The organism is Mesorhizobium sp. W067, assembly GCF_054719525.1.
In genome coordinates this window covers 2305148-2325798 of record NZ_JBTTII010000001.1, presented here as the reverse complement: position 1 = coordinate 2325798, position 20651 = coordinate 2305148, and the positions used below count along the sequence as shown (strand labels likewise).

Genomic DNA, 20651 nt, shown 5'->3' with positions numbered 1-20651 from the left:
GCTATTCCGCCGCCTGGCGTTCGCCGAAGGCGATGCCGGTGAAAGTCTGGTTGAGGTGCATCGAACGATACTGTTCGCCATAGGTGCCGAAGCCGATGACATTGTTGACCCGGTAAAGCTCCGAAATGTCGCGGAACACCTGGCGGTTGCGGGCGTCGAGCCGGCGCAGCACGCAATCGAAGCCGAGGATCATGTCGATGCCGCCGAGCCGCTCCTCGACGTCGCGCAGTGCGGCGCGCGTCGATTCCACCATGTCCTTGGGCTGGGCGATGGACAGCACGACGCCGTCGTCGATGGCGCAGAAGAACGACAGCGAGCCGTCGGGATGCATCTTCTGGATCGAGCGGCAGTAGTATTCGCCGCCCACCTTCACCACAACGGGGTGAGAGGCGAAGCTCAGCGGCGTCAGGTTCTGCGCAACGATGCCGACCGAGGCTGCATATTCCTCGGCCGCATTGGTGGCGTTGAACTCGCGCACGGTGCGGTGGTCCGGGTCGGATGCCGTCACCACCAGCTTTTCGTCGGTGGGGATGAAATTGTCGGTCTTGAAGACGTGGAAGGGAATTTCGGTAGCAATCAACACGATGATGGCGCTGTCTGACGCCACCTTGCCGTTCGAAATCAGACTGGTGGTTTCGAATTTGAGGTCGTCGCCCGCCGAACCGCCGAGCAGCGGGATGTCGTCCAGCCCCCAATGGATGGCCGAGGTCACCGCTTCCTCGGCAAAGGACAGGCCGTCGATGAAGCAGAGCGCGAAGGTGCTTTTGGTATGGCAACAGCCGAGGCGCCCGCGCAGTAGGCGCCGCAGGGCCTCGACTTCATCAGTGATCCTGTCCATGCCCGACGAGGAGAGATTGTCGACCATGGTGCTGACCGCCGAAAACGACGCGGAGGGAAAGAGCAGCGCCAGCACATGGCCTTCCTCCAGGCCCTGGGGGGTAATCTCGCCGGCGGTCGAGCAGGCGGCGTAGGCCAGCGTCGGCGCGTGGGTCTTCAGCCCTTGCGAAAGGACGCTCGCGTCAAACAGGCTCTGGGAGAAGAACAGCAGGGCAAAGCCGGCATCGATGGCTGCGGCCTCGACGGCGACCGCCAGGGCGAATGCATCGGCGTCGGGCTCGTCGGTGGTGAGCGCCGACAGACCGGATGCATAGCTCGTCCGTGAACTGGCCAGAGGCTTCCTCCCGATATCCTCCGACGCTTCCTGCGCGCGCCCGTTTTATGTCTCTCGGCGCGCTGGCGTCGAGGGCATTGTTGCCCCCTATTCGCTCTTTGGCAATGGGGCGGACAGGCCCATGATTTTCGTTTTCTCCATGACCGAAAGTACAATGAGCGCCGTGTGTTTTTTGCGCTTTGTGCAGTGTACCAATAGCGCATGGCCGAGCGCCAAAGCCGCATCGGCAGCATGACTACCAAGGTCATACCCAGGGAGGATGCATGTCGGACGTTTCGTTTGTCGTGAACGGAAAACGGATCAGCGGCGCTGCCGAGGACCGAACGCTTCTGGTTCATTTCCTGCGCGAAAATCTTGGTCTCACCGGAACGCATGTCGGTTGTGACACCTCTCAATGCGGCGCCTGCGTCGTGCATGTCGACGGCAAGGCGGTGAAGTCCTGTTCGATGCTGGCCGTGCAGGCCTCCGGGTCGACCGTGGTGACGATCGAAGGGCTTGCCAATGGCGGCGACCTGCATCCGATGCAGGCCGCGTTCAAGGAACATCATGGGCTGCAATGTGGCTTCTGCACGCCGGGCATGATCATGACCGCGACCGACATGATCGCGCGCCATCCCGAAGGCCTCGATGAGGCGACGGTGCGCGCCGAGCTCGAAGGCAACATCTGCCGCTGCACCGGCTACCACAACATCGTCAAGGCGATCCTCGCCGCATCGCAGACTATGGCGAAGGTGCCGAAGGGCAGGGCGAAACAGGCAGCGTAAGAAAGAAGCGAGTAGCGAATAGGGAGTAGCGAGTAGTCGGTTTAGCCGAACCGCTCCGAGCACAATTCCCTACTCACTAATCACTATTCGCCACTCACTATTCGCTATTCCGGAGGAATTCCTATGGGCATTGAAGGCATCGGCGCTCGGGTCGTGCGCAAGGAAGACAAACGCTTCATCACCGGCGCCGGCCGCTATGTCGACGACATGGTGGTTTCCGGCATGAAGCATGCCGCTTTCGTGCGCAGCCCGCACGCGCATGCTCAGATCAAGAAGATCGACGTCAGACGAGCGCAGGCGATGCCCGGCGTCATCGGCGTCTTGACCGGCAAGGAGCTCAAGGCCGACGGCATCGGCAACCTGATCTGCGGCTGGATGATCCATTCCAAGGACGGCTCGCCGATGAAGATGGGCGCGTGGTCGCCGCTGGCCGTCGACAAGGTGCGCTATGTCGGCGACGCGGTCGTCATCGTGGTGGCGGAAACCAAGGGCCAGGCCCGCGACGCGGCCGAAGCGGTCGAGATCACCTACAAGGAATTGAAGGCGGTGGTCGATGCCACTAAGGCGCTGCAAAAAGGTGCGCCGCAGGTCCATGCCGAAGCCGAGGACAATCTTATCTTCGACTGGGAGATCGGCGATGCCAAGGCGACCGACGCGGCGATCCAGGCGGCGGCCCATGTCACCCGCATGAAGATCGTCAACAACCGGCTGGTTCCCAACGCCATGGAGCCGCGCGCTGCGCTTGGCCATTACGACAAGGCCGAGGACCATTTTACCTGCTGGACGACGTCGCAGAACCCGCATGTCGCGCGGCTAGTGATGAGCGCCTTCTACAATGTCGCGCCGGAAAACAAGCTGCGCGTCATTGCGCCCGATGTCGGCGGCGGCTTCGGCTCGAAGATCTACATCTATCCCGAAGAGATCGTCTGCCTGTGGGCGTCGAAGAAGACCGGCGTGCCGGTCAAATGGGTTGCCGACCGTACCGAAAGCTTTCTCACCGACGCACATGGCCGCGACCATGTCTCGACGGTCGAAATGGCGTTCGACAAGAACAACAAGATCACCGGCTTCAAAGTCGACACCATCGCCAATCTCGGCGCCTACATGTCGCTGTTCTCGTCTTGCGTGCCGACCTATCTCTACGCGACGCTGCTGTCGGGCCAGTACAACATCCCGACGATCCACGCCAATGTGCGCACCGTCTACACCAACACGGCACCCGTCGATGCCTATCGTGGGGCAGGGCGGCCGGAAGCGACCTATTTGCTCGAACGCACAATGGAGACCGCCGCACGCGAACTCGGCGTGTCTCCGGCGGAGCTTCGGCGCGCCAATTTCATCACCGAGTTTCCGCATCAGACGCCGGTCATCATGAACTATGACGCCGGCGACTATGGAGCTTCACTCGATGCGGCGACACAGGCGTCCGACTATGCCGGCTTTGCCAAGCGCAAAGCGGCGGCCGCCAGCCAGGGCAGGCTGCGCGGCATCGGCATGAGCTGCTATATCGAGGCCTGCGGCATCGCGCCGTCGGCGGCGGTCGGTTCGCTCGGCGCCGGCGTCGGTCTGTGGGAATCGGCCGAGGTGCGGGTCAATGCCGTCGGCACGATCGAGGTGCTGACCGGCTCGCACAGCCACGGCCAGGGCCATGAGACGACCTTCGCGCAACTGGTCACCCAGCGCTTCGGCGTGCCGCTCGACTCGGTGTCGATCGTCCATGGCGACACCGACAAGGTGCAGATGGGCATGGGCACCTACGGCTCGCGCTCGGGCGCGGTCGGCATGTCGGCAATTGCCAAGGCGCTCGACAAGGTCGAGGCCAAGGCCAAGAAAATCGCCGCCCATCTGCTCGAGGCCGACGAGGGCGACATCGTCATCGAGAATGGCGAGGTCAAGGTTGCCGGCACCGACAAGAGCCTGCCCTGGTTCCAGGTGGCGCTTGCCGCCTACACCGCTCACAATCTGCCGGCAGGCATGGAGCCGGGACTGAAGGAAACAGCCTTCTACGATCCGGCGAACTTCACTTTCCCGGCGGGCTGCTACATCTGCGAGGTCGAGATCGATCCGGAAACCGGCACGACCGAGATCGTCCAGTTCGTCGCGGCGGACGATTTCGGCAACATCATCAACCCGATGATCGTCGAGGGTCAGGTGCATGGCGGCATCGCCCAGGGCATCGGCCAGGCGCTGCTGGAAGGCGCGCACTATGACGATAGCGGGCAGCTGCTGACGGCGAGCTACATGGACTACACCATGCCGCGCGCGGACGACCTGCCGTCATTCAAGGTGTCGACCTCGAACACGCCGTGTCCGAGCAATCCGCTCGGCATCAAGGGCTGTGGCGAGGCCGGCGCCATCGGCTCGCCGCCGGCGGTCATCAACGCCATCACCGACGCTTTGGGGATTGTGGACATCGCCATGCCGGCCTCGCCGTCGACGGTGTGGGCGGCGATACGGGCGAAGAAATGAGTGAGTAGGGAGTAGTGAGTAGGGAATGGGCATCGCCGGAGATGACAGCGTCCCTATTCCCTACTCACTACTGCCTAACCACTTCAAGGGAGGATCCCATGTACGCAGTCAACTACCACCGCGCCGCCTCGGTCGTCGACGCCGCCAAGCTGGTGAAGAGCGGCGACGCCAGGCTTTTGTCAGGCGGCATGACGCTGATCCCGGCGATGAAGACGCGGCTCGCCGCACCGTCCGACCTGATCGACCTGTCGCGGATCAGGGAGTTGCAAGGCGTCAAGGTGTCGGGCAAGACCGTCACCATCGGCGCCGCCACAACCCATTACGACGTCGCCAATGACGAGAAGCTGCGGAAGGCCTGTCCGGCGCTTGCGCACCTTGCGTCGCTGATTGGCGATCCGGCGGTGCGCCACAAGGGCACGATCGGCGGCTCGGTCGCCAACAACGACCCAGCCGCCGATTATCCGGCGGCGCTCTTGGCGCTGGGCGCCACCATCGTCACCAACAAGCGCGAGGTTTCAGCCGCGAAATTCTTCACCGGCCTGTTCGAAACGGCGCTGAAAGAAGGCGAGATCATCACCGCGGTGAGTTTTACCGCGCCGGCCAAGGCTGCTTACGAAAAATTCCGCAACCCGGCCTCGCGCTATGCGATCGTCGGCGTGTTCGTGGCCAAGGGCAAGGACGGGGTCAGCGTTGCCGTCACCGGTGCCGGCGATGACGGTGTGTTCCGCTCGAAGGAGATCGAAGCCGCACTGGCGAAGAATTTTGCCGCATCGGCGCTCGACGGCGTGAAAGTGCCGGCTAAGAATTTGATGACCGACCTCCACGCTTCGGCCGAATACCGCGCCAATTTGATCGCCGTGATGGCCAAGCGCGCGGTGGCGGCAGCCAATGCCTGACATCATAAAGCTACTGACAAGGAAAGGGGCCATCGCGGCCCCTTTGTTCGTCTGCGGCGGGCTGTAACTGCCCAGTCCTTGCGGGTTCGCTGCCACGCGCAAATCCGTTGTTTCAGGTAATTCCCGTGCAAGAACAGGCGCATACTTCCCAAGGGACTGCCCAGCCCCATTCTCGCACTTGCACAATCTGATATTGCACTGCAATATGTATAGCTTGGCGGAACACGGGGTGGATTCTGCGCGCGGCGGTGTGAGCTGCGCCAAGATCTTGCGTCGTAGAGGATCGGCATGGCCGACATCTCCGCAGCGTCTGTTGCCCTGCCGCGGGCCACAGCCGACAAAGCAGCCAGAGCAAGACTGGCCTATCTCGATGGCTGGCGCGGGCTTTCGATCGCACTGGTGCTGATCGGCCATTTCTTCCCCGTTCCCGGGATCAATCTCGGCGTGCTCGGCGTCGAGTTCTTCTTCGTGCTTTCAGGCCGGCTGATGGGCGAGATCCTGTTCATCGAACGCTTTCCGCTGAAAAAATTCTTCAAGCGCCGCTTTTCGCGCATCTATCCCGCGCTGCTGGTGTTCGTGACATCAGCCATGATCGGGCTCTCCGGCACCTTTATCGGCTTCAAATGGAAGGCGGCGCTGACGGCGCTGACATTCACCTACAACTATGCCGGAATTCTCATCACCCGCGCCGGCGCGCTCGACCACATCTGGTCGCTATGCGTGGAAGAGCATGCCTACATCATCCTGGCGCTGATCAGCGTGGTGGTGACCGGGCGGGGTAATGTCGTTCGGCTGCTGGTGACGCTGTCGCTGCTGGCGATGGCCAATGGCGCCATTTCGTACTGGGCACTCGGCATGGATTACGAGCACAGCTATTGGCGCACCGATGTGCATATCGCCTCGATCCTGCTGTCGGCATCGATCTGCCTGCTCAAGCACGATGACCGGCTGCCGGCATTCCTGACGAGCCCCTATGTCAGCCTCGTGTCGGCGGCGGCTATATTGCTGTTCCTCGATCCGGTGCCGACGCCGATCCATTACCTACTGGCGGTGCCGTTGCTGGCGCTTGCCGTCAATACGCTGGACACCAGCAACTGGCATCTTACCGGCCTGCTTTCATCCAGGCCGATGGTGATGATCGGGCTATGGTCGTACTCGCTCTATCTCTGGCAACAGCCCTTCTACAAATTCGTCGCCGAGCAGGGCAGTGCACCGATCCCGATGCTGGCGGCTGTCTTCGCCTGTGCATTATGCAGCTACTATCTGGTCGAGAAGCCCGCGCGGGCCTGGCTGAACCGGAATTGGTGACAGGCGGGCCACAAGGGCCTGTGGCGCCCAGCGATGTGTCAGCCCGCGATCTGCCTGAGGTAGTAGCGCACGGTCTTCTGGCCGCCATGGATCGCCGCTTCGCCGACCTCGCCGAAGCCAAGCGCCGCATGGAAGGCGTCCGAAGCCGGATTGGGCGGTTCGGCATTCACCTCGCAGGTGACGATGCTGTGGCCCGCGCGGGTGACTTCCCCGAACAGATCCTCGTAGAGCCGGCGGGCATGGCCGCGGCCGCGCGCTTGCGCCGCGACGACGACGCGGTCGACATAGACGAAGCGTGGATAGCGCTCGCGGAACCAGAGGAAATTCGGGCTGTCGTAGCGCGCATTTTGGTCGAAGGTCATGATGAAGGCTTCGAGCGCGCCGATGCGCCTGATGTAAAACGCTTCGCCAAGCAGGAAGGAGAGCCGTTCCGGCTCAAGCCATGACAGTTCGGCGGCGTGCTCGTTGTTGAGTGCGAGGATGGCCGCTTCGTCCTGAGGCGAGACACGGCTGATCGGCGACGGCCCAGTCACGGCTTTGCTCATCATGCTCTGGCCGCCGCAATCGTCGCCGCAACCAGCGCCCCATCGGTGACTGTGGTGCGATACTCGCGGTCGAGATCGGCGCCGCCCATGCCGACTTGCGGGTTGCGGTAGGCCATAGCGCTCGGTACGTCCTTGAGCGCGGCGAAATGCAGTTCCCTCAGCCCGGTTGATGCCAGCACCCCGGCGATGTTTTCGGGGTCCAGCGCGCCGCAGCCGAGGATGATGATGCGGCCGTCGGCCTGGCGGACGAGATCCGCCAACAGGCCGGCGCCTTCCACCGCGGTGTCCCTCTGGCCGCTGGTCAGCACGCGGCCGACCTTGCAGCGGATCAGCGCTTCCAGCGCCTCGGCCGGGTCGCGCGTCATGTCGAAGGCGCGGTGGCAGGTGACGGCGAGCGGACAGGCGGCATCGACCAGCGCGCCCATGCGGGTTTCATCGATGGTGCCGTCGGCATTGAGGCAACCGACGACGACACCGGCGACGCCGAGGTCACGAAGCGCTGCGACATCGGCGAGCATCGAGCTGTATTCGGCCTCGCTGTAGAGGAAATCGCCGCCGCGCGGGCGCACGATGACATGGAAGGGAATGGTCGCGCTCTCGAGTGCGGCGCGCACCGTGCCGAGGCTGGGCGTGATGCCGCCTTCGACCAGGCTGGCGCAGAGCTCGACCCGGTCGGCGCCGGCGGCCTGCGCGGCCAGCAGTCCATCGATGCCTTCGACGCAGATTTCGATCAGGGGGCGAGCATTTCCGGCCAAGGGGCGATCCTTCACGATTGCATGACGGCCAGCCCTAGCATCGGCTCGGTTGGTGGGGAAGCCGGAACAGCCCGTCGCTGCTTGGGCCAGCCCGGCAACCCTGCCTAGGTCCGTAGCGAGAGATCTATTGTTTCTGCAGCACCGTGTTCTTGGCGCCTTGTTCGGCCTGGTCGATGACCAGCAGCTTGACCGGGGCGTCGCCGATGTTGGTGGCCTGGTGCCATTGGCCGATCATCTCGATGATGAAATCGCCCGTCTTGTAGGTGTTGCTGTTGCCGGTCTCGACATTCGTCACTTTGAGTGTCCCGGCCTCGACATAGGCGTAGCGGGCAAACGGGTGCTTGTGCACCGGCAGAGTGGCGCCGACCGCAATGTCATAGGTTGAAACCAGGACCTGGACATTTTTCTGCGGCAGCACGATCGGCTGACCGGACGCCGTCTGGCTGCGATCGGCAAGCGGCGTGACGACAACCGGCGGGATGGTACTGTCCAGCGCCCGAGCGGGGTTTGCAGATAGCGCTGCCGCGAACAGCAGCATCGATGCCAGGATCTTTCGCATGGTTCCTCCAGGTTTTACCGCCACCGCGCGGCGCGACGCCAAGGTTCTAACTCTCGTCAGTTACTGGAGACACAACGTCATCCGCCGGTGCCGTCGTCCATCATCGTATTCGTGAGCGCTTCATAGATGTTGCTGCATACCTGGGACCGCGGACAGTGTTTTACGATGAATACCGGCACGACAGTCAGTGCGGCGGCGATCAGGATTTGCAGGAAGAGAGGAGCAGGCTCGAAGCGTTTGCCAAACAAGGCTCGGCAAGCGAAGTAGAGACTTTGAGCCAGGCATGCCCAGACAAGGCCATGTAACAGCGTGCTCGTTGCTCGGGCATAGGGCGTTATGTATCCGTCGGGAAAGCCGACCATGCCAAGGTCGACGAGCCACTGCAGAGCCAGAACGCAGGACAGGCATGCCCACAGAAAGAGCGCCACGCGGGTAACCAAAACTCTGCTGCGATCCACGCTCATGTGCGATCCAAGCACAACTGCGCTCGGCCTTCCAGAGCGGCTGCTGCGTGGCTTGGAGTGTGGCCTATTTCAGAGTGCGCAGCGTGATCGAATAGCGGTGCCCGGCGACCGGCGGAATGCTGTGCTCCCACTCGTGGCGCGCCGGGCCGTCAATGAGATAGACAGATCTCGGCTGAACCTCGATCGTCTCGCGATCCCATTTCGAGCCGTTTTTTCGGCGCAGCCGAAAGCTGCAGGGCGCCAGCAGCGAGACGCCGGCGACGAGATCGAAATGCGGCTTGTCGCGATGCCAACCTATGCCCGCGCCCGGCCGATACTCGTTGATGAGCACTTGCGCGAATTCCGTGGCCTGCCTGCCGGCAAAATCCGCGACCTTGTCGCGAAGCGGCAGCAGGAATTTCGGGATGGGCGGCGCTTCGACGACCTGGCGCCGGTCGTAGTCGTAGCGCCAGCCGAAGCCGGCGACCTGCCGGTTGGCAAGGTGGCCGTGGAAATCGAAGGGCTTGAAGGACAGTTCATTGAGGTGACGGACCAGTTCCGCCTCTTCGTCCGTTGTGATCAGGCTAGGCCGGTAAGAAAATCCTTCCGGCAGCGTGTCGGCCGCGCCGAAGAGATCGCCCTGGCTGGCATACGCTGTTGTACTGGATTTCGTCTGTGCCATCTGACGGAGAGATAGGAAGCCTCGCCACCCGGGCAAGATTTTCGGCGTTGTGGTGCGCCTCCCTGTCGGAACCTCCGCATGGTTGCGGCATTACGCATGTTCGAAGCAGGATTTGGAGAAGATTTGGGGACGAAGCGGGATTTTCGACATGCCGTCCACTGCCATCCGCAATACCCACTACGACCCGTCGACGAAAATCCTCTCGGTCTGGTTCGTCCCGAGCGGAGCCCGCTACGACTACGAGGAGGTCGAGCCCGAGACCTACGCGGCGTTCCGCGCCGCCTTCTCGAAAGGGCAATTTTTCAACGAGTTCATACGCGATCGCTACCGGTTTCATTTGGTTGAAGAACGACGCCGGCGCGTGACTGGATCCTGAAGGCGCTACCAGGAGTCGCAGCGCAGGGATCGTTTTCGGGCTGGGAAGACCAGGGACCCAGGCAGCTATAGGCCCGCCACGTGCGAGCGGAATGCCAAACAGACGACCGCATGGCCTCATCAAAGCCCTGTTCAACTCCTCAATTCGTGGTAAGGTGATTATACCAGTTAATAACATGACGATCGGCGCGGCCGTCGTTTAATGCGGGAGTAGGGATAGATGACGACGATTGCGCTGTTCGGTGCCGGCGGCAAAATGGGTTACCGCCTGTCGACCAATTTTCGCGGATCGCCCTACACGGTACGCCATGTCGAGGTCAGCGAGGCCGGCCGCGAGCGGCTGAAGACCGGACTGGGCTTCGACGCGGTCAGTGCCGATGCGGCGCTCGACGGGGCGGATATTGTCATCCTGGCCGTTCCCGACACGCATATCGGCAAGGTGGCGGCTGATATCGAGAGCAAACTGGCGCCAGGCACAATGGTGATAGTGCTCGATGCGGCCGCACCCTTCGCCGGCCACCTGCCCAACCGGCCGGACCTGACCTATTTCGTCACCCATCCCTGTCATCCGCCGATCTTCAACGACGAGACCGACATAGCGGCCAAGAAGGACTATTTTGGTGGCGTCAAGGCCAAGCAGCATATGGTCAGCGCGCTGATGCAGGGACCGGAAGCGGATTACGCCAAGGGCGAGGCGGTCGCGAAAATCATCTGGGCGCCGGTCATGCGCTCGCACCGTGTCACTGTCGAACAGATGGCGCTGCTGGAGCCCGGTCTATCGGAGACGGTGTGCGCGTCACTGCTTGTCGTCATGAAGGAAGCCGTCGACGAGGTCGTCGCGCGAGGCGTCGACCAACAGGCGGCGCTCGACTTCCTGCTCGGCCACATGAACGTGCTCGGCGCCGTGATTTTCGGCGAGACCAAGGGCGTATTCTCGGATGCCTGCAACAAGGCGATCGAATTCGGCAAGCCGGTGCTGATGCGCGACGACTGGAAGCGGGTGTTCGAGCCCGAAGAGATCGCCGCGAGCATTCGGCGCATTACCTGAGACAGGCCGAGTCGGGCGCTTGCCGGAGCGCCTCGATGGCTCGACACACCCGCCACTACGAACAGATGTTTTGCTCAGTGGGAACATGTCACCTCAATTAGTGATTGACTCATCATACCAGTTGGCTTAGCTGTTGATGGCTTGGGCAAGGGTTCGCGGGAAGTACGAAGCCTGGGCGAGTGGAGGGACGGCGGGGGAGCAGCGATCGTTTGGAAGCCGGCACCGGCATTCAGCCTGAACCGATCGGCGGCCCGCGTTGCGCGATGAATTCGAATGCAGAGGCCTTGATTTATCAAGGCAATTTTTCAAACGGGAGGACATCATGAAACTCACACGCAGAATGACACTTGCGGCGTTCGCCGGCATGCTGGCGCTTGGCACGGCGGTACCCGCCTATGCGGCCGACCTCATTGCCATCATCACGCCCTCGCACGACAATCCGTTCTTCAAGGCGGAAGCCGTCGGCGCCGAAGCCAAGGCCAAGGAACTCGGCTACGAAGCGCTTGTGCTCGTCCATGATGACGACGCCAACAAGCAATCCGAATTGATCGATACGGCGATCGGTCGCGGCGCCAAGGCGATCATCCTCGACAATGCCGGCGCCGACGCCACTGTCGCTGCCGTGCAGAAGGCCAAGGACGCAGGCGTGCCGTCGTTCCTGATCGATCGCGAGATCAACGCCACCGGCGTCGCCGTGGCTCAGATCGTCTCCAACAACTACCAGGGCGCCCAGCTCGGCGCGCAGGAGTTCGTCAAGCTGATGGGCGAGAAGGGCAATTTCGTCGAGCTGGTCGGCAAGGAATCCGATACCAATGCCGGCATTCGCTCGAAGGGCTATCATGACGTCATCGACGATTATCCGGACCTGAAGATGGTCGCCCAGCAATCGGCCAACTGGAGCCAGACGGAAGCCTATTCCAAGATGGAATCGATCCTGCAGGCCAACCCGGATATCAAGGGCGTCATCTCCGGCAACGACACGATGGCCATGGGCGCGTATGCGGCGCTGGTTGCGGCGAACCGCAAGGACGTCATCGTCGTCGGTTTCGACGGATCCAACGACGTGCGCGATTCGATCACCGCGGGCGGCATCAAGGCAACCGTGCTGCAGCCGGCCTATGCGCAGGCGCAGATGGCGGTCGAGCAGGCCAACGACTTCATCAAGAACAAGAAGTCGCCCGAGAAGGAGAAGCAACTGATGGACTGCGTCCTGGTCAATGGCGACAATGCTGCCAAGCTGGAAACGTTTGCGCTGACCAACTGAGCCGGCGTGACATGAATAGCGAGGGGCGACCCAAGGGTCGTCCCTCGCCGCCATTTTCCGTGGGTGCCGACCACCATGCTGAACAACAAACCATCATGCTGAACAACAAGCCGAACTGGCCGATCCTTGTCGTTGCAGTCGGCATCAGCCTGACCGCCTGCAAGATCCTCCCGACCGCTTCGGGGGACAGCGGCAATGCCGTCGTCTTCAATCCTGACAGGATGGTCGAGGAGATCTGGGCCGCGAAGGTCGTACCTTACCTCCAGCAGAAAGCCGGGCCGTTTGCCCAGGTCCACGCTCTGGCGAAAACCGATCCTGCTTCCGCCGGCGCCAAATATGGCAATCCGAACAAGCAGGCGAATTCGCCATGGACCTTCGCGGTTCGCGTCGAGGGCAAGATCATCGCCGCCAACACGCAGTCGCGGGCAGCGACCATGGATGTCGATGTCGACGGCGACGGCAAGGCCGATGCGCGGGTGCAGATCGGACCGGCGATGCGGGGAACCGCGCTGCGCGACAGCCTCGATTTCATCCAGTTCAACGATTTTACCAACCAGATCGACTTTGCCCAGTTCGGCAAGGCGTTCAACGCCTATGCCGTCAAGGCCGTGCTTGCCAAACTGCCGCGTGACGCCCTGGAAGGCCGGACCGCCAAGGTTCTCGGTGCCTATACGCTCGAAAGCGGCCAGGACCTGCCGCTGGTGACACCGGCGGAGGCAGAGATCGGGCCGAATCCATGAGTGCCGCCGCCGCTCACGATGTCATCCTGAAGCTGGAAGACGTCTCGAAGGTCTATTCCGGCACCGTCGCGGTCAAGCGCGCGAATTTCGAGGTACGCAAGGGGGCGGTCAATGTGCTGGTCGGCGAAAACGGCGCCGGCAAATCGACGCTGATGAAGATTATCGCCGGCGTCGAACAGCCGACGCTCGGCCGGATCCTCCTGGAAGGGGAGGAGGTCTCCTTCTCGTCATCGGGCGACGCGGTGAACCGCGGCATCGGCATGGTGTTCCAGGAGCTGAACCTGTTTGGCAATATGACCGTCGCCGAGAACATCTTCGCCACGCGCGAGATCACCAACCGGTTCCGCAAGATCGACCGCAAGGAACAGGAGCGTCGCGCGGCGCAATTTCTCGAACGGCTGCAGGCCGGGATAAGGCCGGACATGCTGGTCGAGGATCTGCGCATCGGCCAGCAGCAGCTGGTCGAGATCGCCAAGGCGGTCTCGCTCGATGCACGCATCCTGATCATGGACGAGCCGACCTCGGCGCTGAGTGCGGCGGAAGTCGAGATCCTGTTCAAGGTGATCGCCGACCTCAAGGCGCGCGGCGTGGCCATCGTCTATATCTCGCACCGGCTGGAAGAGCTGATCCGCATCGGCGACTACATCACCGTGCTGCGCGATGGACACATCACCGGCCAGGAAGAGATGAAAAACGTCGACACCCGGTGGATCGTGCGGCAGATGATCGGCTCCGACGCCAAGGATTTCGCCAAGGCCGACGGCCATGTTCCCGGCGAAGAGATATTCCGCGCCGAGGACATCTGCCTGCCGCGCGCGACCGGCGGACTGGCGGTCGATCACGTCTCGCTGTCGCTGCGCGCCGGCGAGATCCTCGGCATATACGGCCTGATGGGCGCTGGGCGCAGCGAGCTGTTCGACTGCATCATGGGCCGCCATGGCCAGGCTACCGGCGCGATCTTCATCGCCGGCAAAAAGGTCAAGGAGCGCGACACGACGCGGCGTATCCGGCGCGGGCTGGCGCTGATCCCCGAAGACCGCCAACGCGAAGGGCTAGTCTCGATCCTGTCCGTCGCGAGCAATCTGACACTGGCCAGCCTGTCGCGTTTTGTCCGCCTGTTTCACATTCGCGGCGGCCACGAGAAGCAGGCGGTGACGCAGATGGTGCGGGAACTGGCGATCAAGGTCGCCGACCCGGCGCAGGAAGTCTCATCGCTGTCGGGCGGCAACCAGCAAAAGGTGGTGATCGGCAAGGCGCTGCTCACCGGGCCGAAGGTGCTGCTGATGGATGAGCCCAGCCGTGGCATCGATGTCGGCGCCAAGGCCGACGTCTTCCGCACCATGCGCAAACTATCGCGCGATGGGCTCGGTATTCTGTTCGCCACCTCGGATCTCGATGAGGTGATGGCGCTGTCCGATCGCATCGCGGTGATGAGCAATGGAAAACTGACGGGCATGTTCGATCGCTCCGAGGCGACGGAGGCAGCCCTTGTCGCCGCCTCGGCACTTGGCCACGGACCGACCCCGCACACGGAGAAAAGCGCCCATGACTGACATCCCGGCCAAGGCGGCTGTCTCCTCCGTCTCGAGCGGCTCGCTGCTGCTGACGCTGATGAAGGCGAGGACGTTCATCGCGCTGATCGCCGTCTTGATCTTCTTTTCGATCGCGGCGCCGAATTTCCTGTCGACCGCCAACCTGATCCTGATGTCGAAACATGTGGCGCTGAACGCCTTCCTCGCCATGGGCATGACCTTCGTCATCATCACCGGCGGCATCGACCTGTCGGTCGGCTCGATCGTCGGTCTGTGTGGCATGGTCGCCGGCTACCTCGTGCTGAACGGCATCGACCTGCAATTCGGCTACACCATCTATTTCAACGTCGTCGAGATCGCGCTGATCACGCTGGCGGTCGGCATATTGATCGGCGCTGTCAACGGACTGCTGATCACCAGGCTGAACGTCGCGCCGTTCATCGCCACGCTCGGCGTGCTCTATGTCGCGCGCGGCCTGGCGTTGCTGTCGTCGGATGGCCGCACCTTCCCCAACCTGGTCGGCAAGCCGGAGCTCGGCACCACCGGGTTTGGTTTCCTCGGCGCCGGGCGGCTGCTTGGCCTGCCTGTGGCGATCTGGATCCTGATCGTCGTCGCGCTGGCTGCGGCCTATCTCGCCAAATACACGCCGCTCGGCCGCCACATCTTCGCCGTCGGCGGCAATGAGCGGGCGTCGCGAATTTCGGGCGTTCGTGTCAACATGGTGAAAATGTTTGTCTACATGTTCTCCGGCTTCTGCGCGGCGATCGTCGGCCTGATCATCTCGTCGGAACTGATGGCCTCGCACCCGGCAACGGGCGAAAGTTTCGAGCTCAACGCCATCGCGGCGGCAGTGCTCGGCGGCACCTCGATGTCGGGTGGGCGCGGCACGATCGGCGGCACCATTGTCGGCGCCTTCGTCATCGGCATTCTTTCGGACGGGTTGGTGATGATGGGCGTGAGTTCCTTCTGGCAGATGGTGATCAAGGGCCTTGTCATCATCGTCGCCGTCGTCGTCGACCAAGCGCAGCGCCGGCTGCAGAGCCGGGTGACGCTGATGCAGATGGCAAAGGCAGGCTGAGCATGGCGGAGTTGCGGGGAGGGCTCATCGGCTGCGGCTTCTTTGCCATCAACCAGATGCATGCCTGGCGCGACATTGAAGGCGCCGCGATGGTCGCCATTTGCGACCGCGACCCGGAGCGGCTGCGCATCATCGGCGACCAGTTCGGTATTGCGAAGCGCTACACCGACGCGGCAGAGATGTTTGCAAGCGAAAGCCTCGACTTCGTCGATATCGCCACCACCGTTCCCAGCCATCGTCCGCTGGTCGAGATGGCGGCGCTGCACCGTGTGCCGGTGATTTGCCAAAAGCCGTTCGCGCCGACGCTTGCCGACGCCAAGGCGATGGTGAGGGCCTGCGTGGAAGCCGGCGTACCGCTGATGGTGCATGAGAATTTTCGCTGGCAGTCGGCGATCCAGGCGGTGCGCGCCGTGCTCGACAGCGGCGAGATCGGCACGCCGTTCTTCGGGCGCATCTCCTTCCGCTCCGCCTATGACGTGTTTTCCGGCCAGCCCTATCTCGCCAAGGGAAAGCGCTTCATCATCGAGGATCTCGGTATCCACAGTCTCGACATCGCCCGTTTTCTACTGGGCGACGTGTCGACGATCACGACGCGAACCGCGCGCATCAACCCCGGCATCGCGGGCGAAGATGTCGCGACGATGCTGATGGACCACAAGAGCGGGGCGACGTCAGTGGTCGACTGTAGCTACGCGACGAAGCTCGCCACCGAACCGTTTCCCGAAACGCTGATCGAGATCGACGGCAGCGACGGCACGATCCGCTTGGCGCAGGGATATCGGCTCACCGTCACCGGCAGGAGCGGCACGAAGATCACCGACGTTTCGCCGCCCTTACTCGCCTGGGCATCGCGCCCATGGCACAACATCCAGGAGAGCGTCGTCGCCATCCAGCAGCACTGGGTCGACTGCCTGGCAAAGGGAACCGAGCCGGCGACCTCGGGCGCCGACAACCTCAAGACATTCGCGCTGGTCGAGGCGGCCTATCTGGGCGCCGCGAGCCACGAACCTGTCCACCTGGATGGCTTGCTGACATGACAGCCGACGCCTTCCTCCTCTACGGTACGCATGCCGTCGAGGCGGAGCCGGTCAGGCTGAATGCCGGTCTGCTCAGCGCCGACTTTGTCAACGGCAACCTGCGCACCATCCGTTACGGTGGCATCGAAGTGTTGCGCGCCATCGCCTACATCGTGCGCGACCGCGACTGGGGCACCTATGAACCGGCGCTGACGGACCTTGCCGTCGATCAGGACGCCGACAGCTTCTCCGTCAGCTACTCCGCAACTTGCTTAGCACCGGGCGGAAGCCGGCTCGACTTTCGCGCTACGATCAAGGGCTCCGCCAACGGTCACCTGGTGTTCGACGTCAGCGCGGTCCCTGAAAGCGATTTCGAGACCAATCGCTGCGGTTTTTGCGTCCTGCATCCGATCGCCGGCCTCGCCGGCAGCCCGGTCACGGTCGAGCATACCGACGGCAGCGTGGTGGCGACGAAACTGCCGCTGTTGATCGATCCCTGGCAGCCTTTCAAGGATTTGCGCGCGATCACCCATGAGGTCCGGCCGGGCATCACTGCCGAATGCCGGATGGAGGGCGACACTTTCGAGATGGAGGACCAGCGCAACTGGTCGGACGCGTCCTACAAGACCTATGTGCGGCCACTGGCGCTGCCTTGGCCCTATGTGCTGCCGGCCGGCCAAACTGTAAGCCAGACGGTCAGCCTGCGCATCACCGGCGAGGGGGGAATGCCGGCCGCAGCATCTGCCGCCGAACCGGTCAGCGTCGAACTCGGCGAGACCGGGCAGAGGCTGCCGGATCTCGGCGTGATCATCTACCCGGATGAGGTCGAAGCAGCGCTCGCAAATCTTTCGACATTGACCGAGCTCGGCCCGCAGCAACTTGTCTTCCACTACGATCCGACGCGCGGCCACGGTCTCGAAGCATTGCAGTCTTATGCAAGGCTCACCGCCGCCTATCCGGTGCAGACGACGCTGGAATGCGTCGTTGCCTGCGCGGGCGACCTCGATGCCGAGCTGTCAGGCGTTGCCGACATGGTGCGTCAAGCCGGGTTGAAGCTTTCGGCCATTGCCGTCTCGCCTTCGGTTGACCGGCAGTCGACACCGCCGGGCAGCGCGTGGCCGGACTGTCCGCCGCTCGAAGACGTCTATGCCGCGGCCCGTCGCGCCTTTCCCGATATCCGGCTCGGCGGCGGCATGTTCAGCTATTTCACCGAGCTCAACCGCAAGCGCGTGCCGGCGGGCCTGCTCGATTTCGTCACCCACTGCACGTGCCCGATCGTGCACGCTGCCGACGATCTCAGCGTCATGCAGTCGCTGGAGGCGCTGCCCTTCATCACCCCGTCGACGCGGGCGATCTTCGGGGCAAAGCCCTACCGCATCGGTCCGTCGACGATCGCCATGCGCCAGAACCCCTATGGCGGCGCGACGAAGGGCAATCCCGGGGGACAGCGCATCGCCATGGCCGATCGCGACCCTCGTCATGCCGGCCTGTTCGCTGCCGCATGGATCGGCTATGCCGCGCGCGTGGCGCCGGCTGGGCTGGAACTGCTCACGCTCTCCGGCTTCGCCGGGCCGTTCGGCGTGCTGGCAGCATCCGGCGAACCCGTCGCGGAAGGATCGCCCCGGCCGATCTTCGATGCCATCAAGGGGCTTTGCGAAATGGCCGGCCTTGCGTATGTGGCGGCAAGGACGAGCGACGAGACCAAGGTGCTGGCGCTGGCCGGCCGCTCCGCTTCGGGCAAGACCTTCGCGTGGCTGGCGAACCTGACAGCGAACGACGTGACGGTCGACATCTCAGCGTTTGGCCGAGGCCAACTGGTGATGGCGCCCTATGCGATTGCCCGGTTCGGCTGAACTATTTTTCGGTATTCATCACATAGAGCGCGCGCGAGCGCTCGAGATGCTTGATCATCGCCTTCTCGGCGCCGTCGGCATCCTTCTTCTCGATGCGGCCGATGATCTCTTCATGCTCGGTCAGCGTGAACTGTTCCTTGCCGGTCCAGATCAGCATTTCGGTATGATATTCCTTCAGCCAACCGAGCATCGCCTCGCTGACGGCGATATAGATCGGGTTGCCTGAAATGGCCGCGATCTGGGTGTGAAACTTCATGTCGGCTGAAATGAAAGCCTCGGAATCGCCGCGAAAGCCACGCTGTTCGGCAATTGTGGCCCGCAGTTGCTCAACGTCCTCGGCAGTGGCGTTTTCGGCGGCTTCCCTGACCATACCGCGCTCGAAGAAGATGCGCGCCGTTTTCAGGTGTTCCAACGTGTCCTTCGACGACGACAGGATGATCTTGGCTGCGCCATCGACCTGCTTGATGATCGACTTGGCGGTCAGCTGCAGCACCTTGGCGCGTTCCCCATGCGAGATCGCGACGAGGCCCATATTGCTCAGCGCCTGCATCGCCTCGCGGATCGCGGGACGGCCGACCTCGAAGCGCTCCATCAACTCGCGCTCCGACGGCATGTCGTCGCCCGGCGTCAATTCTCCGCTGGTGATCAGGCGCTTCAGCCGCAAAAACACTTCGTCGGAAAGTTTGCGCCGGATGATCGGCTCCGAACGGTTCATCGTCGCGAATCACTCCCTTGACCTGTCTCTATCTAGCATTGCCACAGCCATTCCCGGAATGGCCGTCGCCCCGATCGGCCATAGCCGCAAGACAGGATATTGCTTGCAAAGCTTATGTACTCATTATACCAGATTCTGACGATCAAGGAACTCATTTCGAACCTCCGCGGCCTCAGACAACGAACCATGATCACGCTCACCTACCGCATCGAAACGTCAGGTAGCATCGAGGCGCTGGCGACCAAGATCGCCAGCGACCAGTCGACTGGAACCTTCGTCGCGCTGCCCGGCGAAACCGAGGAACTAAAGGCCCGGGTGGCCGCGCGCGTCCTGGCCATCCGGCACCTGCCGGACGCACTTCGCCCCTCCATTCCCGAGGCCGGTAACGGGCCGTTCAAGCGCGCGGATGTCGACATCGCCTTTCCATTCGATGCCATCGGCCACGACCTGTCGGCTCTGATGACCATTGCCATCGGCGGCGCCTATTCGATCAAGGGCCTGTCCGGCATTCGCGTTGTCGACATGAAGCTGCCGGAGCAATTCCGCGGCGCGCATCCAGGGCCGCAATTCGGCGTCGCCGGCAGCCGCAGGCTGACAGGTGTCACGGACCGACCGATCATCGGCACCATCGTCAAGCCGGCGCTGGGGCTTCGGCCACACGAGACCGCCGCAATGGTGGGGGAGCTGATCGCCGCCGGCGTCGATTTCATCAAGGACGACGAGAAGCTGATGAGCCCGGCCTATTCGCCGCTGGCGGAGCGGGTGAAGGCAATCATGCCGCTGATCCTCGACCACGAGCAGAGGACCGGCAAGAAGGTGATGTATGCCTTCGGCATCTCGCATGCCGACCCGGACGAGATGATGCGCAACCACGATCTGGTGGCCAAGGCGGGCGGCAATTGCGCGGTGGTCAACATCAATTCGATAGGCTTCGGTGGCATGGCGTTTCTTAGAAAACGCTCCAGCCTGGTGCTGCATGCCCATCGCAACGGCTGGGACATCCTCACCCGCCATCCCGGCCTCGGCATGGACTTCAAGGTCTGGCAACAGTTCTGGCGGCTGCTCGGCGTCGACCAGTTCCAGATCAACGGCATCCAATCGAAATACTGGGAGCCGGACGCGTCTTTCGTCGAGTCCTTCAAGGCGGTGACGACGCCGATTTTTGCCCCTGAGGATTGCGCCTTGCCTGTGGCGGGCTCCGGCCAATGGGGCGGGCAAGCGCCCGAGACCTATGAACGGACCGGCCGGACGGTCGATCTGCTCTATCTGTGCGGCGGCGGCATCGTCAGCCATCCGGATGGACCGGGCGCCGGGGTGCGTGCCGTGCAGCAAGCCTGGCAGGCGGCGGTCGACGGCATTCCGCTGGCGGAGTTCGCCTTGAGCCATCCCGAACTGGCGCGGTCGATCGAAAAATTCGGCGACGGCAAAGCGGCCTGAA

General features: G+C 62.8%; 20 protein-coding genes. 13 read left to right on the top strand and 7 right to left on the bottom strand.

Annotated features, from left to right (window positions below):
- Position 1: 1 nt before the first annotated feature.
- Complete coding sequence (locus ACYG97_RS11520) at positions 2–1093, bottom strand: FIST signal transduction protein (protein WP_245260442.1); 1092 nt, start codon at positions 1091–1093, stop codon at positions 2–4.
- A gap of 341 nt (positions 1094–1434) precedes the next feature.
- On the opposite strand from ACYG97_RS11520, the gene ACYG97_RS11515 reads away from it, so the two are divergent.
- The 4 genes from ACYG97_RS11515 (at position 1435) to ACYG97_RS11500 (ending at position 6608) form a co-directional block, all read left to right on the top strand.
- Entirely contained in the window at positions 1435–1935 is a 501-nt protein-coding gene (locus ACYG97_RS11515; protein ID WP_023681712.1) for a (2Fe-2S)-binding protein, read from the top strand.
- A gap of 123 nt (positions 1936–2058) precedes the next feature.
- Positions 2059–4404 (top strand): xanthine dehydrogenase family protein molybdopterin-binding subunit, encoded by a 2346-nt coding sequence (locus ACYG97_RS11510; protein ID WP_023707866.1) that lies wholly within the window; start codon positions 2059–2061, stop codon positions 4402–4404.
- A gap of 98 nt (positions 4405–4502) precedes the next feature.
- A complete protein-coding gene (locus tag ACYG97_RS11505) occupies positions 4503–5300 on the top strand; it encodes an FAD binding domain-containing protein (RefSeq protein WP_023733719.1) in 798 nt (265 codons plus the stop codon).
- A gap of 288 nt (positions 5301–5588) precedes the next feature.
- A complete protein-coding gene (locus ACYG97_RS11500; RefSeq protein WP_023672621.1) occupies positions 5589–6608 on the top strand; it encodes an acyltransferase family protein in 1020 nt (339 codons plus the stop codon).
- 38 nt (positions 6609–6646) lie between these two features.
- On the opposite strand, the gene ACYG97_RS11495 is transcribed toward ACYG97_RS11500, so the two are convergent.
- The 5 genes from ACYG97_RS11495 to ACYG97_RS11475 all read right to left on the bottom strand — a co-directional run bounded on the left by ACYG97_RS11495 (position 6647) and on the right by ACYG97_RS11475 (position 9592).
- The gene (locus tag ACYG97_RS11495) at positions 6647–7153 is read right to left on the bottom strand and encodes a GNAT family N-acetyltransferase (protein WP_023733718.1); all 507 of its coding nucleotides are present in this window, start codon (positions 7151–7153) and stop codon (positions 6647–6649) included.
- Entirely contained in the window at positions 7153–7908 is a 756-nt protein-coding gene (locus ACYG97_RS11490; RefSeq protein ID WP_023733717.1) for a copper homeostasis protein CutC, read from the bottom strand. The genes ACYG97_RS11495 and ACYG97_RS11490 overlap by 1 nt, the downstream gene beginning before the upstream one ends.
- A gap of 124 nt (positions 7909–8032) precedes the next feature.
- Positions 8033–8467, bottom strand: coding sequence for a cupin domain-containing protein (locus ACYG97_RS11485; protein ID WP_023730736.1), 435 nt, complete (start codon positions 8465–8467; stop codon positions 8033–8035).
- A gap of 77 nt (positions 8468–8544) precedes the next feature.
- Positions 8545–8931, bottom strand: coding sequence for a hypothetical protein (locus tag ACYG97_RS11480; protein WP_023733716.1), 387 nt, complete (start codon positions 8929–8931; stop codon positions 8545–8547).
- A 64-nt stretch (positions 8932–8995) separates the two neighbouring features.
- Positions 8996–9592 carry an alpha-ketoglutarate-dependent dioxygenase AlkB gene (locus tag ACYG97_RS11475; protein ID WP_023730738.1) on the bottom strand — a complete coding sequence of 199 codons (597 nt, stop codon included), beginning with the start codon at positions 9590–9592 and terminating at the stop codon, positions 8996–8998.
- Positions 9593–9740: 148 nt separating this feature from the next.
- Here ACYG97_RS11475 and ACYG97_RS11470 point away from each other — a divergent pair, with 148 nt between their 5' ends.
- From ACYG97_RS11470 to apnL, 8 genes are all read left to right on the top strand, one after another.
- A complete protein-coding gene (locus ACYG97_RS11470) occupies positions 9741–9968 on the top strand; it encodes a KTSC domain-containing protein (RefSeq protein WP_023672615.1) in 228 nt (75 codons plus the stop codon).
- 219 nt (positions 9969–10187) lie between these two features.
- Entirely contained in the window at positions 10188–11015 is an 828-nt protein-coding gene (locus ACYG97_RS11465; protein WP_023733715.1) for a phosphogluconate dehydrogenase C-terminal domain-containing protein, read from the top strand.
- Positions 11016–11337: 322 nt separating this feature from the next.
- Positions 11338–12279, top strand: a complete 942-nt coding sequence (locus ACYG97_RS11460; protein WP_023733714.1) for a D-ribose ABC transporter substrate-binding protein — start codon at positions 11338–11340, stop codon at positions 12277–12279.
- A gap of 95 nt (positions 12280–12374) precedes the next feature.
- A complete protein-coding gene (locus ACYG97_RS11455; RefSeq protein WP_023733713.1) occupies positions 12375–13019 on the top strand; it encodes a DUF2291 family protein in 645 nt (214 codons plus the stop codon).
- Complete coding sequence (locus ACYG97_RS11450; protein ID WP_023710720.1) at positions 13016–14572, top strand: sugar ABC transporter ATP-binding protein; 1557 nt, start codon at positions 13016–13018, stop codon at positions 14570–14572. The genes ACYG97_RS11455 and ACYG97_RS11450 overlap by 4 nt, the downstream gene beginning before the upstream one ends.
- Positions 14565–15629, top strand: coding sequence for an ABC transporter permease (locus ACYG97_RS11445; protein WP_023681701.1), 1065 nt, complete (start codon positions 14565–14567; stop codon positions 15627–15629). Before ACYG97_RS11450 ends, ACYG97_RS11445 begins: the two co-directional genes overlap by 8 nt.
- 2 nt (positions 15630–15631) lie before the next feature.
- Positions 15632–16666 carry a Gfo/Idh/MocA family protein gene (locus ACYG97_RS11440; protein WP_023733712.1) on the top strand — a complete coding sequence of 345 codons (1035 nt, stop codon included), beginning with the start codon at positions 15632–15634 and terminating at the stop codon, positions 16664–16666.
- Positions 16663–18498: a D-apionate lactonase gene (apnL, locus tag ACYG97_RS11435; protein ID WP_023733711.1), complete on the top strand. Its 1836-nt coding sequence runs from the start codon at positions 16663–16665 to the stop codon at positions 18496–18498. Before ACYG97_RS11440 ends, apnL begins: the two co-directional genes overlap by 4 nt.
- Before the next feature lies 1 nt (position 18499).
- Here apnL and ACYG97_RS11430 read toward each other — a convergent pair whose 3' ends face one another.
- Entirely contained in the window at positions 18500–19213 is a 714-nt protein-coding gene (locus tag ACYG97_RS11430) for a transcriptional regulator NanR (RefSeq protein WP_023733710.1), read from the bottom strand.
- Between the two features lie 186 nt (positions 19214–19399).
- Between ACYG97_RS11430 and oiaX the strand changes: the two genes are divergently transcribed.
- Positions 19400–20650 (top strand): 3-oxo-isoapionate-4-phosphate decarboxylase OiaX, encoded by a 1251-nt coding sequence (gene oiaX, locus ACYG97_RS11425; RefSeq protein WP_023733709.1) that lies wholly within the window; start codon positions 19400–19402, stop codon positions 20648–20650.
- Position 20651: the final 1 nt, after the last annotated feature.